General features: G+C 62.8%; 16 protein-coding genes and 1 tRNA gene. 2 read left to right on the plus strand and 15 right to left on the minus strand.

Translation table 11 applies throughout. From position 1 onward, the window contains the following. Positions 1-220: 220 nt before the first annotated feature. The 4 genes from PV760_RS16850 to gcvH all read right to left on the minus strand — a co-directional run bounded on the left by PV760_RS16850 (position 221) and on the right by gcvH (position 2462). Positions 221-724, minus strand: coding sequence for a bifunctional nuclease family protein (locus tag PV760_RS16850; RefSeq protein WP_018779265.1), 504 nt, complete (start codon positions 722-724; stop codon positions 221-223). Beyond that, on the minus strand, positions 724-1440 hold the full coding sequence (gene ftsR / locus PV760_RS16855; protein WP_079582343.1) for a transcriptional regulator FtsR: 717 nt from the start codon (positions 1438-1440) through the stop codon (positions 724-726). The genes PV760_RS16850 and ftsR overlap by 1 nt, the downstream gene beginning before the upstream one ends. A 20-nt stretch (positions 1441-1460) precedes the next feature. Then, complete coding sequence (locus PV760_RS16860; protein WP_354628290.1) at positions 1461-1937, minus strand: FHA domain-containing protein; 477 nt, start codon at positions 1935-1937, stop codon at positions 1461-1463. Positions 1938-2075: 138 nt separating this feature from the next. Next, positions 2076-2462: a glycine cleavage system protein GcvH gene (gcvH, locus tag PV760_RS16865; RefSeq protein ID WP_018779262.1), complete on the minus strand. Its 387-nt coding sequence runs from the start codon at positions 2460-2462 to the stop codon at positions 2076-2078. Positions 2463-2579: 117 nt separating this feature from the next. On the opposite strand from gcvH, the gene PV760_RS16870 reads away from it, so the two are divergent. Further along, positions 2580-3167: a hypothetical protein gene (locus PV760_RS16870; RefSeq protein ID WP_354628291.1), complete on the plus strand. Its 588-nt coding sequence runs from the start codon at positions 2580-2582 to the stop codon at positions 3165-3167. A 95-nt stretch (positions 3168-3262) separates the two neighbouring features. Here PV760_RS16870 and PV760_RS16875 read toward each other — a convergent pair whose 3' ends face one another. Next, positions 3263-4471: an MFS transporter gene (locus PV760_RS16875; RefSeq protein WP_354628292.1), complete on the minus strand. Its 1209-nt coding sequence runs from the start codon at positions 4469-4471 to the stop codon at positions 3263-3265. A gap of 172 nt (positions 4472-4643) precedes the next feature. Here PV760_RS16875 and PV760_RS16880 point away from each other — a divergent pair, with 172 nt between their 5' ends. Then, the gene (locus PV760_RS16880) at positions 4644-5090 is read left to right on the plus strand and encodes a MarR family winged helix-turn-helix transcriptional regulator (RefSeq protein ID WP_039240712.1); all 447 of its coding nucleotides are present in this window, start codon (positions 4644-4646) and stop codon (positions 5088-5090) included. A 139-nt stretch (positions 5091-5229) separates the two neighbouring features. Here PV760_RS16880 and PV760_RS16885 read toward each other — a convergent pair. From PV760_RS16885 to PV760_RS16930, 10 genes are all read right to left on the minus strand, one after another. After that, positions 5230-5306, minus strand: a tRNA-Pro gene (locus PV760_RS16885). A gap of 141 nt (positions 5307-5447) precedes the next feature. Next, positions 5448-6998 carry a ribosome biogenesis GTPase Der gene (der, locus tag PV760_RS16890; protein ID WP_018779258.1) on the minus strand — a complete coding sequence of 517 codons (1551 nt, stop codon included), beginning with the start codon at positions 6996-6998 and terminating at the stop codon, positions 5448-5450. A 10-nt stretch (positions 6999-7008) separates the two neighbouring features. After that, positions 7009-7743: a lysophospholipid acyltransferase family protein gene (locus tag PV760_RS16895; RefSeq protein ID WP_051088533.1), complete on the minus strand. Its 735-nt coding sequence runs from the start codon at positions 7741-7743 to the stop codon at positions 7009-7011. Then, positions 7733-8446 carry a (d)CMP kinase gene (cmk, locus tag PV760_RS16900; protein WP_039240700.1) on the minus strand — a complete coding sequence of 238 codons (714 nt, stop codon included), beginning with the start codon at positions 8444-8446 and terminating at the stop codon, positions 7733-7735. Before cmk ends, PV760_RS16895 begins: the two co-directional genes overlap by 11 nt. Then, a complete protein-coding gene (locus PV760_RS16905; RefSeq protein WP_039240699.1) occupies positions 8446-9552 on the minus strand; it encodes a prephenate dehydrogenase in 1107 nt (368 codons plus the stop codon). The genes cmk and PV760_RS16905 overlap by 1 nt, the downstream gene beginning before the upstream one ends. A gap of 3 nt (positions 9553-9555) precedes the next feature. Further along, positions 9556-10770, minus strand: coding sequence for a pseudouridine synthase (locus PV760_RS16910; RefSeq protein WP_039240696.1), 1215 nt, complete (start codon positions 10768-10770; stop codon positions 9556-9558). A gap of 152 nt (positions 10771-10922) precedes the next feature. After that, a complete protein-coding gene (scpB, locus tag PV760_RS16915) occupies positions 10923-11579 on the minus strand; it encodes an SMC-Scp complex subunit ScpB (protein WP_354628293.1) in 657 nt (218 codons plus the stop codon). After that, on the minus strand, positions 11572-12456 hold the full coding sequence (locus tag PV760_RS16920; protein WP_502921448.1) for a segregation and condensation protein A: 885 nt from the start codon (positions 12454-12456) through the stop codon (positions 11572-11574). Before PV760_RS16920 ends, scpB begins: the two co-directional genes overlap by 8 nt. 6 nt (positions 12457-12462) lie before the next feature. Next, positions 12463-13362: a ParA family protein gene (locus PV760_RS16925; RefSeq protein ID WP_018779251.1), complete on the minus strand. Its 900-nt coding sequence runs from the start codon at positions 13360-13362 to the stop codon at positions 12463-12465. Between the two features lie 254 nt (positions 13363-13616). Continuing rightward, positions 13617-14963, minus strand: coding sequence for a C4-dicarboxylate transporter DctA (locus PV760_RS16930; protein ID WP_018779250.1), 1347 nt, complete (start codon positions 14961-14963; stop codon positions 13617-13619). Between the last annotated feature and the right edge of the window lie 105 nt (positions 14964-15068).

The following is a 15068-nucleotide window of genomic DNA, read 5'->3' on the forward strand; positions in this document are numbered from 1 at the left end:
TCAGCTCCCTTGGGGACGGTGCATACCCCTGACACAACAACAAAATGCAGCAGTGTAATTCCCACAAGTCGGCACCTTCCAGTGTGACTTGCGCGGGCAGTGTATGCAACGGGAACTTGATACTTCGACGTTAGGCCCGTGAAGCGCCGAGGTCAAAGACCTCGGGCCCAAAATCCAGTCGTGTCGAAACTTTCACCCTCAACTTTAGGTTGAGGGTGTTTCAACCTTCGAAATCTTCAGGTTCCACATCGTCGAGGAACTCGCGGAACCGGCGCATTTCTCGTTCTTCGTCCACCGTGGGATCCGGCTCCGAATCCTCGCCTTCATCGTGCTCGGTGATCCGGACACCCGCTTCTTCCATGACGGCGTCAGCGCACCAGATGCGGCACTTGGCCCGCAAAGCCAGGGCGAGGGCGTCCGAGGCGCGGGAACTGACCACCGTGCCGTCGTCGAACTGCAGCTGGCCATAGAAGATGTTGTCCTCGACCGCCACGATGTTCACGCTGATGATTGTGTGACCCAGCGATTCCACGACATCGATCAGGAGATCATGCGTCATGGGCCGGGGCGGGACCACGCCCTGCTGGGCGAGGGCGATGGCACTGGCTTCCGGCGTGCCGATCCAGATTGGCACATGCCGTTCACCGTTGAGTTCGCGAAGGAGCACCAATGGCTGGTTGGACGGCAATTCGATCCGCACACCGACAATTTCGACTTCGATCATCAGCTGTCCATCCGGGAGATTCGGTCGTGGACGAGGGCCCGGTGGAGGGTGAGGCACAGCTCGCTGATCTCGCGTGCCGCTTCTGCGGCCCTTGCCTGGGATGCTGCGTCGCGCCGTGAGGTCAACGGCGCGACGGCCCTTTCAACCAAGCCGAACTCCCGCTCGGCTGCAGCCTGGAAGGGACGAAGGTGCCGGGGCTCAAGGCCGTGGCCCTCCAATTGAACGCAAGCCCTGGCCACCTGGAGGGCATGTTCGTCGAACTTGCCACCGACATGGGAGATCAAGCCAAAGCTCAGGAGCGCTTCCAGCAGCGGCACGCTGGCGCCGGACTCGGCACGCAATTGCTCCTCCGTGAGGGCCCGGGCTCGTCCTTGCATCTCCGCCGCCATTTCCGGCGAGACAACCCTCGGGGAGACAGTGACCCCCGGAGGAAGATTCTCCGGCCGTTCACCGCGGTCGATGGCGTCGAGGTAGTCCTTGATGACCTTGAGCGGCAGGTACTGGTCACGCTGCAGGGCAAGGACGAAGCGCAGGCGCTCCACGTCGCTGTCCGAATACTGCCTGTATCCGGCAGGAGTCCTCTTCGGATTGATGAGGCCCTTTTCCTCCAGGAAGCGGATCTTGGACGCAGTCATTCCGGGGAAGTCATCGCTCAATTGGGCGAGGACTTCCCCGATGTTCAGGACCTGCGGCCCGCGACGGTCCGGCTGGGCAATAGCCACAGGCAGGTTCCCCGTCAGACTTGGCCTGCTGAGCGGACAGGGCTGATGTAGTAGGTCAACCGGAACTTACCGATCTGGACCTCGTTGCCGCTCTTGAGCTGCACGCGGTCAACGCGGTCGTGGTTGACATACGTACCGTTGAGGCTGCCCATGTCCACGAGCTCGAATCCCGACGTAGTGCGGATGAACTGCACGTGCTTGCGGGACACCGTGACATCGTCAAGGAAAATGTCCGCGTCAGGGTGCCGGCCGGCAGTTGTGGTGTCCGCGTCCAGCAGGAACCGGGCTCCGGCGTTGGGTCCGCTGTGTGCAATGAGCAAGGCCGAATTCGGCGGAAGAGCATCCACGGATGCACGCTCTTCAGGAGCCAACTTGGGGGCAATGCTCGGCTCGTCCCATGTTGGCGTGATGCTGATCGAGGTGGTCTCCGACGTCGGCTGTTCCTCCGCGCCGTTCCCGACATTGGCTTGATTCTGTTCGCCGCCAACCATGGAATTTCCTCCTCATCCGCTGACAGTTCCAAACCCTGCCAGCAACTTCCGCATCCCGGTACCGCCGGGCAAATCGGTTCCTGGCCCGCCCTTCCATTTCCCCTGTAATGGGAAAACAGCCTGGCGGGCCAGATAACTTTAGCCTACCTGTTGTTCGTACTCCGATGCACTGAGCAGGGAATCCACTGCGTCAGGTTCTGCGAGCTTTACTTCAATGAGCCAACCTTCGCCGTACGGGTCCGAGTTAATCAGTGCGGGATCCGTATCCAACGCGTCATTGCGATTGGTGACCTCGCCGGAAACCGGAGCATAGATGTCGCTGACGCTCTTGGTGGATTCGACTTCCCCAACAACTTCATTGCCGGTGATTTTTGTCCCCGGCTCCGGCATCTGGGCGTAGACCACGTCGCCCAGCGCGTCCTGGGCGAAGTCGGTAATGCCAATGCGCACAACGCCGTCGGCATCCGGAGCGGTTACCCACTCGTGTTCTGCAGTGTAGGAAAGTTCTTCAGGAATATTGCTCACGGGTGGCCTTTCATCGGGACAATGACGAACCTCGGCGACGGCCTGCGCAGCTGGCCGCCGCTGAAAGTATAGGCACAATTCCCCTGCGCCTGATGGGGTCTCTGCCATGATTGACCCATGACTGAACAAGCACAAGTACCAGCCGGGAAAAAGAGCAACCTGGGCGTCAAAATAATCCTGGTCCTTGTGTTTTTGCTGGTTGCTGTGGCCGCCTGGTTCATTCTTGGGGCAATTCTTCCCAGATGGTGGTCCGATGTCATCGCAGGACAAATCAGGCGTGACCTTGGTGCCAGCGTGCTGGTCGGCATGTTCTACGGCTTCGTATTTACCTTCATTCCTTTGCTGGTCGCCTGGCAGGCCACCAGGAAAGCGGTTCGCTGGCCCTGGAAAACAGCCATCGTCCTGCTGGCAGTTGCCATCGCAACTCCCAATCTGCTCACTGCCGGAATCGTCTTTGGCTCCACGGAATCAGCCCACGCCGGCCAGAGGACCCTCAGCGTGGATGCAGGCTTCTTCACCACCTGGACAGCCATCTCCGCCGTTGCCGCGGTAGTTGTCTTTATTGCGGTGACGGTCATGTGGTCGATCTGGCGGCGCCGGGGCAACCAGATGAAGGCCCTGAAGCAGGCGGAGAACGAACGCATCAAGGCTGCCGGGAACCGGAACGCCGAACCGGAACCGCAGAACCCCACGCCCACCCCGTAAGAGCCGAAAATGCCCGCCACGGACTTTCCGTGGCGGGCATTTTCCTGCCTGCGTCAGACGTGACGCTCCAGGCGTCGGGATCCAGGCCTCATGACTTAGGCGACGATGGCCCCATCAGGTTCGCGCTCGACGTCGGGAGTTGCCGTCGGTGCGGCCCCTCCCCCGCGCTTGGCGGCCGCAGCAGCAGCAATCATGACCAGCAGGGCAGCAACCGTGATCCCTGCGCCCGCCCAGATGGGCGAGGTGTAGCCGAGACCGGCAGTGATGGTGACGCCGCCCAGCCATGCGCCCAGCGCGTTGCCCAGGTTGAAGGCACCAATGTTCGCACCCGATGCCAGCGTTGGTGCCGTGGAGGCGAAGTGCATCACGCGCATCTGGAGGCCTGGAACGGTTGCGAATCCGAATCCGCCCATCAGGGCCAGGGACACCAGGGTTGCAATGCTGCTGGCAGCCGTCAGGGCGAAGAAGACCAGAACCACCACAAGTCCGGCGAGGATCACGATGAGTGACTTGTCCAAGGCCTTATCGGCAGCCTTGCCGCCGAGGAAGTTGCCGACGAACAATCCTCCACCGAACAGCACCAGCAGCCATGGGACGGCGCCCGGCTCAAATCCGGAGACCTCGGTGAGGGTGAAGGCAATGTAGGTGAAGGCGCCGAACATGCCGCCGAAGCCGAGGATGGTCACGATGATCGACAGCCACACCTGGCCGGATGCGAAGGCGCCCAGTTCGCTGCGTAGGCCCTTTGTGGGTTCCGTGCCGGCCTTGGGGACCATGAAGGCGACGCCGAGCAGCGCCACTACGCCGATCATGGTGATAGCCCAGAACGTTGAACGCCAGCCGAAGTTCTGGCCCAGCAAGGTCCCGAAGGGAACACCCAGGACGTTGGCCGCCGTCAGGCCGGTGAACATGATCGCGATGGCGCCGGCCTTCTTATGCGCCGGCACGAGGCTTGCGGCCACCACTGAGCCGATACCGAAGAAGGCCCCGTGGCACAGTGCGGCCACGATACGTCCGAGCAGCATGGCCGAGTAGGTGTCGGCGATCGCGGAGAGGAAATTTCCTGCGATAAAGAGCACGAGCAGGCCCATGAGTACAGGTTTGCGGGGCAGCCGGGTCACAGCGGCAGTCACCAGCAGGGCACCGACAGTGACGCTGAGGGCGTAACCGGAGATGAACCAACCGGCCGAAGCCTCGCTGACGTCGAAGTCGGCGGCAACCTCGGGCAAGAGGCCCATGATCACGAATTCGGTCAGTCCGATGCCGAATCCGCCGAGGGCAAGGGCAATCAACCCTGCGGGCATGTGGAACTCCTTAGATGGCCGGTTCCCCTGGGAAGTGGAAGTGCGCCGCCGGGAACCGTAGGATAATAGTTGCAGACGCTCTATATATAGTTGCATACGCTAGGTACTTGCGCAAGCAACTACTTTCGAACGTCCGCGATCGACTCAACATCAAGGCAGGAGCACAGCAGACATGGGCATCAAGGATGACGCCGTAGAAGTACGGGCACAGGGCTGGCGGACCCTTGCCGCCCTGCACGGAAGCATCGAAGCGGAGCTGGAACGAGCGCTCCAGGCTTCGAACGAGCTCTCTGTCGTGGAGTACACGGTGCTGGATGCCCTGAGCCGCCAAGACGGCTGGCACATGCGGATGCAGCAGCTGGCCCGCGCCACCGCACTCTCAAGCAGCGCCACAACGCGCCTGGTCAACCGCCTGGAAGACCGGGGGCTGCTCACCCGCATCCTCTGCGCCGACGACCGGCGAGGGATCTACACGGAGCTGACGGGCGCCGGCCAGAAGCTCCTCGAAGCGGCCAAGCCTGTCCATGACGAGACTCTGGCTGCAGCCTTGGACGCCGCGGAGGCCGTGCCGGAGCTTGAGCCGCTCGTAAGGGCGCTCGGAGCGTTGCAAAAGGCATAGGCCGGATCCCGGGCTCGTAGGCGCAATTCCGCCCTGAATGACGGGCGTGGCGAACGAGCCCGGGAAGTCTTGCACCTTAGCGACCCGACTTAACGACCAAAGGCCGGAATCACGCGTTTCCACGTGATTCCGGCCTTTTTGGTCGGGCTGACAGGATTTGAACCTGCGACCCCTTGACCCCCAGTCAAGTGCGCTACCAAGCTGCGCTACAGCCCGCTGGTTCCACCGTTCTCCGCCTAAGTTTTCCTCCGAAGAGTCCCACCTAAGCAGTCCGGCCGAACCACCTCCAAAAGCTTACACGAAGTTGGAGGTCGGAGACGCCATCACAGCCAAAGTGGGCTGTGATGCGCGTCTCACTTAGCGCTTCTTGCCGCGCTTTTCGCGTACGCGCATGTTGACCTCGATGGGCGTGCCCTCGAAGCCGAACGTTTCGCGCAGGCGGCGGGTGATGAAGCGACGGTATCCCGGGTCCAGGAAGCCGGTGGTGAAGAGCACGAACTTCGGCGGACGGCTGGAAGCCTGGGTACCGAAGAGAATGCGGGGCTGCTTTCCACCACGGACCGGGTGCGGGTGGGCTGCGACGAGTTCACCCAGGAACGCGTTGAGGCGTCCGGTGGGGATACGGCGGTCCCAGCTCTCCAGGGCGATGTCCAAGGCAGGAACCAATCGGTCCTTGTGCCAGCCGGTCTTGGCTGAGATGTTGACGCGGGGAGCCCATTCAACGTGGGCCAGGTCCTGCTCGATCTCACGCTCAAGGTAGCGGCGGCGCTCGTCATCCAACAGGTCCCACTTGTTGAACGCAAGCACCAGGGCGCGGCCGGACTCGATGGCCAGCTGAAGGATGCGGACGTCCTGCTCGCTGAGGACCTCGTCCACGGCTAGAAGCACGACGGCGACCTCCGCCTTTTCGAGGGCGGCCTGCGTACGCAGGGATGCGTAGAAGTCTGCACCCTGGGCCATGTGCTGGCGGCGACGGATACCGGCGGTGTCCACGAATCGCCAGGTGCGGTCACCCAGCTCGATGAACTCGTCAACGGGATCGCGCGTGGTGCCGGCCAGCGGATCCACCACTACGCGCTCGGAACCTGCGAGCTTGTTCAGCAGCGAGGACTTGCCAACGTTCGGGCGTCCGATCAGGGCGATACGTCGCGGGCCGCCGGAGCGCTCCACTCCTTCGACCAGGGAGAACTCGGGAAGGGTGTCCATGACATGGTCAAGGAGGTCGGCAACACCGCGTCCGTGCAGCGCCGAGACGGGGTACGGCTGACCGAAGCCCAGTCCCCACAGTGCTGCGGAATCGGCTTCCTGCGCAAAGTCGTCCACCTTGTTGGCCACCATGATGACCGGCTTCTTGCTCTTGCGGAGCATCTTCATGACGCCCTCATCCGTGGCTGTCGCACCAACGGCGGAGTCCACCACGAAGAGAACGGCGTCAGCGAGCTCCACTGCCATCTCGGCCTGCTCGGCTACGCGGGCATGGATGCCCTTGGCGTCATGCTCCCAGCCACCGGTGTCCACCAGGGTGAAGTTGCGGCCGTTCCAGCGGGCCGAGTACATGACGCGGTCGCGGGTAACGCCGGGGGTATCTTCGACAACTGCTTCGCGGCGGCCCAGGATGCGGTTGACCAACGTGGACTTGCCGACGTTCGGACGGCCGATGATGGCCAGGACGGGGTCCAGCTTGAGGGGACCTTCGTCTCCTTCATCGCCGTACTCGCCACTGAGCAGCGCAGCATCTTCTTCATCGAGTTCGTAATCGTCCAGGCCTGCCCGGAGGGTGGCTGCGCGCAGCTCGGCCTCGTCGTCGTCCAGGGCAGCCAGGTTTTCAGCCACCTGGTCGGTGCCGGTGGGCGTGTATTCGTCGTCGCCGGCTCCGTGGAGGCCGGATTTTTGAGTCGTATCGCTCATTGCACTTTCCTTAGTGGTGGTCTGCCGGCGTCCCGGCTACTTCTGATGGGCGGTGCTGCAGAAGGGCTACCCCGGGCGCAGGCTCCGTAGGCAGGCCCTGGCCCGTGGCCCGGATGGCATCCTGGACGTGTCCGGCAAGGGCTTCACGGATCTCCGCAGCTGCCCTGTCCATTGAAACACGCCCCGGTTCGCCCTTCCGGCGCTTCACCGTGATGGGTTCGCCGAAGCTCACATGGAGCTTGCGGCGTGGTTTGGGGATATGGTCGCGGTGCTCGTCACCCTGGCGGGTTCCGAGGATGGCGACCGGAATTACTGTTGCTCCGGAATTGATGGCGAGCCATGCAACCCCGTTGCTGATGTTTTCGGCGGCGCCGCTCCCCCGGGTTCCTTCAGGAAGAATCCCGACGCAGCGGCCGTCGTCGAGCAGTTGCTTGCCGATGTGCAGCGCCGTGCGGTCGCCGGTCCGGTCCACTGGAATCTGCCCGGAGCCCCTGAGGACCTTGCCCAGGAATCCTTTGAACATCTCTTTCTTGACCAGGATGTGCATGGGACGCGGCGAAGCGCCGAACATCACCGGTCCGTCCAGAAAGCTGATGTGGTTGGCGGCGAAAACCACCGGGCCGGCAGCGGGCACGTTGGTCTTGCCCGATACCTCGGTCCGGTAGAGGACGTGGTCCAGGAACCAACCCACAGGCCGGCTCCAGAGGCGCGTCCACGCTGCCGGGAGTTGATTGCTAGTCGCCATAGATGACCTTGCTGACGATTGCCAGGGCGGTGTCGACGGTTTCCTCGAAGTTGAGGTCGGAAGAATCTAGCGTCACAACGCCGTCGGCAGCCTGGGTGAAGTTCACCACCGTGGAGTCCTTGGCATCGCGCTGGATTACCTGGGCCGCAAGCTGCTCTTTGCTCTGCGTGCCACCCAACTGGATTCCACGACGCCGGAGCCTGGCTTCCTCACTGGCGGTCAGGAGCATACGGACCTCGGCATTGGGGACGACGACAGTGGTTATGTCCCGCCCTTCCACCACCATGCGGTGGTGGTGCTGGTCGATCAGCTCTCGCTGCCGGCGGATCAATTCGGTGCGTGCGCCGAGGGTTGTCGCCACGGCACTGACAGAGGACGAAATCAGGGGTTCCCGGATCTCATCGGTGATGTCGGTGCCGTCAACGGCCACATATTCCTTGGCAGTACTGGTGCTGACTTCCAAGGGCATGGTTTTGGAGGCATGTTCCACGGCGGCGCCGTCCTGCAGGTCCACTCCGGTTTTGAGGCAGTACCAGGTCAAGGCACGGTACATCGCACCCGTATCCAGGTAAGCCAGCTTCAAGCGGCGGGCCACTTCCTTGCTGACGCTCGATTTTCCGGAACCCGAAGGGCCGTCGATCGCAATCACCAAGGGCTTGCCGGGGCGGGCGACCGTCTCGGGGCCAAAGAATTCACGTGTCATTACTGGAGTACCCGCCATCCACGGTCGGTCAAAGCTTCAACAAGGAGGTCATGCTTGCTGGGAAGCACGGAGAGCTCCACCATGCCCACGTTCTGCCCGGACGAATGGTCGAGCCGAAGGTCTTCAAGGTTCACGCCGATTTCACCGATCTCGGTCAGGAGACGTGCGATCTGGCCTGGCTTGTCGTCCACCAGGATGGTGAGCCACGAGTAGGCCTGCGGTGGTCCGCCGTGTTTGCCTGGAATCCTTGCCTGGCCGGCGTTGCCTTCGCTGATCAGTTGGGCGAGGTCGAGCCTGGCGCCCGGCGCGGACGGTGCTTCCAACGTGCCGATCAGCCGGTTCAGGTCCTCCCGCACACCGTGCAGGATGGACACCACCTTGTCTGCGTTACCTCCCAGGATCTGCACCCAGAGGGTTGGATCACTGGCGGCAATCCGGGTGGTGTCCCGGAGCCCGTTCCCGGCCAGGGAGAGGGCATGCAGTGGCGTACCCTGCAAGCGGCTGGCCAGCAGGGACGACATGATCTGCGGCAGATGCGACACCAAGGCAACGGCTTCATCGTGCTCGTCCGCAGTGAACTGGGAGACAATCGCCCCAAGATCTCCGGCGAGCGAACGCGCTACCTGGACGGCCGCTGCCGAGGTCTCCTCGGAAGGGCAAACGACCCACGGCATGGACGTGAAGAGTTCCCCCCTTGCTGCAACGGGACCGGACTTCTCGCGCCCGGCCATGGGGTGTGTCCCCACGTACCGGGAGAGATCAACTCCGCGTTCGCGCAGCTGCGCCAGGATGGTTGCCTTGACGCTCGCGATGTCGACGACGACGGCGGACGGGTAGTCCCCCAGCGCTTTTTGCACGACGTCGGCCGTCACGTCAGGCGGGGCAGCAACGACTACCAGTTGGGGTACTTCATCCAGCTCAGACAAAGGACGGCCCGCACCGATGTCCACCGCAACCGCCTGGTTGGTGGGCGAAGGATCGAAAAGAAAGACCGGGACCCCGCGTCCGCGCAGCCCGAGGCCAATGCTGGCCCCCAGCAGGCCTGTACCGAGAACGACGACCGGGCCATCAAGATGGCCCCGGCCGTGCGTACCGAATGCCGACATGCCCTAGAGCCCCACAGATGCCAGGAGGTGTCCGACTTCCTGCCTGCCGAGGTTGCGGATGCTGCCCTGGCGCTGGTCACCCAGGCCGATGGGACCAACCTTGACGCGGACAAGCCGTTCTACCGGGAAGCCGACGGCGTCGAACATGCGGCGCACAATGCGGTTCTTACCGGAGTGGAGGACAACCTCGATCAGGACGTGGCCCGGAGTGGAGTCCACCAGCCGGAAGGAGTCCACTGCTGCTACGCCGTCTTCAAGCTCAACGCCGCTCTTCAGCTTGGCGCCGACTCCTTGCGGGAAGGGGCCACGCACCTGGACCAGGTACGTCTTGGGTACCTCGTAGGAAGGGTGGGTCAGACGGTTGGCGAGCTCGCCGTCGTTCGTCAGCAGAAGCAGTCCTTCGGTGGCGACGTCGAGGCGTCCTACGTGGAACAGGCGTTCGCCCTTGTTCTTGCTGTTCTTGAGGAAGTCGCTGATGCAGGGGCGGCCCTCGGGGTCTTCCATGGTGGAGACAACGCCCTTGGGCTTGTTGAACACCATGTAGACGAGGGTCTCGTCCAGCTGGATACGGATACCGTCCACGTGGATGACTGCCGTTGCAGGGTCCACGCGCATTCCGAGCTCGGTGGTGACCACGCCGTCTACTTCAACGCGGCCTTCGAGGATCATTTCCTCACAGACGCGACGGGAAGCAACTCCGGCCTGGGCCATGACCTTCTGCAGGCGTACGCCGTCGGCATCGTGAAGGTCCGACTGCGGGACCTCTTGGCGGGGCCCGCGATTGCGGCCCGGCTTGCGCACGGGGCCAAGGTTCTGGCCGAACCGTTCGCTGCCGAAGGCCTTGGAACCGTATTGCCGGGCCGGCTTGGCCTTGGGCTTCAAAGCGCCGGGCGTGCCGGGTGCCTTGCCGAAGCCGGGCTTGTTGGAGCCGGGCTTGCGGAACGGCTTGGCAGGCCTTGCAGCCTGGCCGCGGTCGTAGTCGCCGGCCGTTGTGGGGTTGTCGGGATCGAAGGGTGCCGCTTCGCGCGGCTTCGAAGCCTTGAAGGGGCGACCCTCGCCCTGGGTGAAGTTGCGCTTTCCAGCGCCGGCGCTTCCGCCGCGGCCGGAGAAGCCGCCGGCGTTGGAGCGGCCAGTGCCGCCTCCCTTGGCCTCATTGCGTCCGGAGCTGTTGCGCCCCGAACCGTTACGTGGTGAACTCTGGCGTCCCGCCTGTGTCATGACCCGTCCTTGTGTAGTAATGGCCGGCATTGTGTGCTGCAATCAACACTAGCCAGCCGGGCAGACATCGTCTGCCCCTTGTCGCTGTGCACCTATATAAGGTGCCGAAATTCAGTATGAAGTTGTGTCGCACAGCCTATTGGAGCCCGTGGCTACATCCGGCTTGCGTCGTAGTATTCGTCGATCCCTTCCAAACCCGGAAGGTGCGGCGAGAGCTGTGGCAATTCGGCCACCGATCCAATGCCCATCCGTTCCAGGAAGTACGAGGTTGTCCGATACAGGACAGCCCCGGATTCGGGATCCGTTCCGGAGTCCTCGATCAAGCCCCTCTGTGTAAGGGTCCTGACCACGGAATCGACGTTAACGCCGCGAATGGCGGACACCCGGGCCCTGGAGACCGGTTGCCTGTAAGCAATAACCGCCAGGGTTTCGAGTGCTGCCTGAGTAAGCCTGGTGGTCTGCCCCTCGAGGACGAACCTTCCCACGATGTCGGCGAAATCCGACCGTGAATAGATCCGCCACCCCCCAGCGACGTTCCGCAATTCAAAACCCCGGGGTGCAGTGCTGGCAACGGCAAAGCCGACAGCATCCACGTCCGGGGCTTTAACAGTATAGCCGCTATACTCCCGCCGCAGGTCCTCCAGGAAATCCTCGACGACGGCGACCGTTACGTTGAGTCCGGCGGCCAGCTCTTCGGAGGTTGCCGGCTGGTCGATGACCATGAGCACGGCCTCCAGCGCAGCGCGGGCTCCGCCGGGCAAAGCCTCCAGTTCCGCAAGCCCATCCTGGACCACTTCTTGTTCACTCATTGATGCCTGCCTCGTATTCTTCACTCAGCCTTGAGCTGTCCCATTCGGCGTCGTCGCCGGTCCACCGCACCGTCAGCTCTGCCAGCGGCTCCGGCTGTTCGAATGCGATCACGCGATCCCGGAACATCTCCAGCAACGCCAGGAACCGGGCCACCACCACCAAGGTGGCTTCGGCATCGGCAATCAGCGTCTGGAAGGACAGCGGGGCACCCAGCTTCAGGCGATGGCCGATGATCGCCGCCTGCTCCTTGACGCTCACCGGCGGGGCGTGCAGGTGGCCCAAACCCACCTCTTCCGGAGTCGAGTCCTTGGGCTTGAGCGCTTTGGCCGCCAGTTCACCGAATTGTTCAGGGGTGTGCCGCCACACGAGTTCCGGAAGCAGCGCGGCGAAGTGAGCCTCAAGAGCCACCTGGCGCGGGTACCGCATGGCTTCCTGCTCCAGCGTTTCACCCATGATTCCGGCGATTTGCTTGAAGGCCTTGTACTGCAGCAGACGGGCGAACAAGAGGTCCCTTGCCTCCAGCAAGGCAATGTCCTCGGCATCCTCCACTTCTCCTGCGGGCAGGAGGCGGGCGGCCTTGAGGTCAAGCAGGGTTGCTGCGATCACCAGGAATTCGCTGGCTTCGTCCAACGCCCAGTCCTCCCCCAGTTCCTGGAGGCGGCGGATGTACTTGATGAACTCATCGGTGACGGTAGCCAAGGCCACTTCGGTGATGTCCAGCTTGTGCTTGGAAATCAGTCCCAGCAGGAGGTCGAAGGGGCCGGTGAAGTTGGCCAGCCGGACCTCAAAGCCCGCTTTGGGAGCTGCGGAGGTATCGGCGTCGGGTGCTTCCCGTTCGGCGATCGCTTCCGATGCCGGGGCGAGTGACGGTGCCACCGTCGGTTACGGCGCGCCGCCGCGCGAAATCAGTTCCTTGGCAAGGCGGCGGTAGGCGTCGGCACCGATGTGGTTGCCGGCGTAGCTGGTGATCGGCTCCGCCGCCACCGTGGCGTCGGCGAATTTGATGGAGCGCTTGATGACGGTCTCGAAGACTTTGTCTCCGAATGCTTCCACCAGGCGGGAGATGACTTCACGGCTGTGCAGGGTCCGGGCGTCGTACATCGTGGCCAGGACGCCGTCCACCTGCAGGCGCGGGTTGAGGCGGTCCTGGACTTTCTCGATGGTCTCGACAAGCAGGGCCACGGCGCGCAGGGCGAAGAATTCGCAGATCAAAGGGATGATGACGCCGTGGGCTGCCGTGAGCGCGTTGACGGTCAGAAGACCCAAAGAGGGCTGGCAGTCAATGAGCACGACGTCGTAGTCGTCTTCAACGTTCTTGAGGGCGCGGTCAAGGACCTGTTCCCGGGCTACCTCATTGACGAGCTGCACTTCAGCAGCAGAGAGGTCGATGTTGGCAGGAAGGAGATCCACGCCCTCCACCCCGGTCTGCTGGATGGCGTCACGGATATTGACCTTGCGGTCCATCAGGACGTTGTAGACAGTGAGGTCGAGTTCATGCGGATTGGCGCCCAGGCCCGCCGACAAAGCGCCCTGGGGGTCAAAGTCCACCAACAGGACCCGTCGGCCGTACTCTGCGAGCGCTGCTGCAAGGTTGATGGTGGACGTCGTTTTACCGACCCCACCCTTCTGATTGACCATGGCGATGACTCGCGCCGGCCCGTGGGAGGCAAGGGGTGCGGGTTCCGGGAATTCGCGGTAAGGGCGGCCCGTAGGCCCCATGACGGCGTCTTCCAGATCGAGCTCGGTGCCTTCCAGCGTAGCTGTTCCCCGTTCGATGCTCACGTATCTAACCACTCTTTCGACGACGATCTTCCCTGCCGCTGTACCCCCGGCTGCAGCGCTACTACCCCCTTAGGCTACATGTCCCGACACGGTAATCCGGGGAACTTGACTTTGTCCGTTGTTTGAGCCTTGACCCTCTAGTTGAGGTCGAAGGTTGGGATCCGGGAGCCTGGCCGGGTATTGGAAAACGCCGAAGGCCGGCACCTGGATGGTGCCGGCCTTCGGCGTTGCTGTTCTGTTCCGGGACTTGGCTGTTAGACGACAGCCTTGCCGCGGGTTTCGGCTTCGGCGACAACCACGTCTTCTTCGCCATGGGCCATCATCGTCTGCTCGTCGAAGGGCTCGCTTCCGGAGAGGACCCGCTCGACCTGGCCGTTGTCGATTTCCTTGACCCAGGTACCGATGAGGACTGTGGCCACAGCGTTCCCGGTGAAGTTGGTCAGAGCGCGGGCCTCCGACATGAAGCGGTCGATGCCAACGATCATGCCTACCCCGCCCAGGAGTTCGGGCTTGTGCGCCTGGAGACCGGCCGCCAGGGTCGCCAGTCCGGCACCTGTCACGCCTGCGGCTCCCTTGGAGGCAATGATCATGAAGACCAGCAGCGAGATCTGCGCACCGAGGTCAAGCGGCGTACCCATGGCGTTGGCCACGAAGAGGGAGGCCATAGTCAAGTAGATGGCCGTGCCGTCCAGGTTGAAGGAGTAGCCCGTGGGAACGGTGACGCCAACGACCGGCTTGGAAACACCCAGGTGTTCCATCTTGGCGATGAGGCGGGGAAGAGCCGCTTCGGAGGACGACGTGGAGAAGATCAACAGGTATTCGCGGGCCAGGTACTTCATGAGGCGGAAGATGTTCACGCCGGCCACGGCGCGGAGCAACGTACCGAGGATCACCACAATGAACAGGGCGCAGGTGATGTAGAAGGCCAGCATCAGGGTGAACATGCTCAGGATGGCCTGGGCACCCGTCGCACCGACGACGGCGGCAATCGCACCGAATGCACCTACCGGGGCCAGCCACATGATCATGATGAGGATGCGGAACACGAGTCGCTGACCGTGGCCGATGGCATTGAGGATGGGCTGGCCTTGCTTGCCCATCTTCTGCAGCGCGAAGCCGACCAGGATTGCAGCAAGCAGGGTGGGCAGGACGGGGATGTCGCCCGGAATGATGCCGAGGAGGAAGTCAACGGTGCTGTCCGTCGCCGCCTTCTTGTTGGGATCGTACGGCGTCAGCTTGAGTCCCTCACCCGGGTGGATGAGGTTGCCGACCACCAGGCCGATGGCGAGCGCGAACGTCGACATCGCCACGAAGTACCCCAAAGCGAGCCCGCCGACCTTGCCGACGGTTGCGGCCTTGGCGATGGAGCCGATGCCAAGGACAATGGTGCAGAAGATCACGGGGGCGATCATCATCTTGATGAGTTTGATGAAGCCATCACCCAGCGGTTTGAGTGACTTTCCGACCTCAGGGAACATCAGGCCGACGACAGCGCCAAGCACTACGGCCAGGATGACCGCGATGTACAGGTAGTGCGACTTGTCGAGCCCCTTGCGTCCACTTTTGGCAGCTACTGCCGACTCTCCTCGTTGAGAGGTCATGGGATTCTCCTTCTGGATACTGTGTAAGGCGCTGCGGTCCTGCACTGATGTCCAATCCGCTGCCCTTGTGTGATATCCATCATTGAGCCGCTGGTGACATACATC

Origin of the sequence: Paenarthrobacter sp. CC6, assembly GCF_040560085.1 — a bacterium.
Taxonomy (GTDB): domain Bacteria; phylum Actinomycetota; class Actinomycetes; order Actinomycetales; family Micrococcaceae; genus Arthrobacter; species Arthrobacter nicotinovorans.

What these genes read in the sequence shown, in the direction of transcription:
- PV760_RS16850 (WP_018779265.1), bottom strand. Translation starts at nt 724, where the DNA reads ATGATCGAAGTCGAAATTGTCGGTGTGCGGATCGAATTGCCGTCCAAC.
- PV760_RS16860 (WP_354628290.1), bottom strand. Translation starts at nt 1,937, where the DNA reads ATGGTTGGCGGCGAACAGAATCAAGCCAATGTCGGGAACGGCGCGGAG.
- PV760_RS16870 (WP_354628291.1), top strand. Translation starts at nt 2,580, where the DNA reads ATGACTGAACAAGCACAAGTACCAGCCGGGAAAAAGAGCAACCTGGGC.
- PV760_RS16875 (WP_354628292.1), bottom strand. Translation starts at nt 4,471, where the DNA reads ATGCCCGCAGGGTTGATTGCCCTTGCCCTCGGCGGATTCGGCATCGGA.
- PV760_RS16880 (WP_039240712.1), top strand. Translation starts at nt 4,644, where the DNA reads ATGGGCATCAAGGATGACGCCGTAGAAGTACGGGCACAGGGCTGGCGG.
- der (WP_018779258.1), bottom strand. Translation starts at nt 6,998, where the DNA reads ATGAGCGATACGACTCAAAAATCCGGCCTCCACGGAGCCGGCGACGAC.
- PV760_RS16895 (WP_051088533.1), bottom strand. Translation starts at nt 7,743, where the DNA reads ATGGCGACTAGCAATCAACTCCCGGCAGCGTGGACGCGCCTCTGGAGC.
- cmk (WP_039240700.1), bottom strand. Translation starts at nt 8,446, where the DNA reads ATGACACGTGAATTCTTTGGCCCCGAGACGGTCGCCCGCCCCGGCAAG.
- PV760_RS16905 (WP_039240699.1), bottom strand. Translation starts at nt 9,552, where the DNA reads ATGTCGGCATTCGGTACGCACGGCCGGGGCCATCTTGATGGCCCGGTC.
- PV760_RS16910 (WP_039240696.1), bottom strand. Translation starts at nt 10,770, where the DNA reads ATGACACAGGCGGGACGCCAGAGTTCACCACGTAACGGTTCGGGGCGC.
- scpB (WP_354628293.1), bottom strand. Translation starts at nt 11,579, where the DNA reads ATGAGTGAACAAGAAGTGGTCCAGGATGGGCTTGCGGAACTGGAGGCT.
- PV760_RS16930 (WP_018779250.1), bottom strand. Translation starts at nt 14,963, where the DNA reads ATGACCTCTCAACGAGGAGAGTCGGCAGTAGCTGCCAAAAGTGGACGC.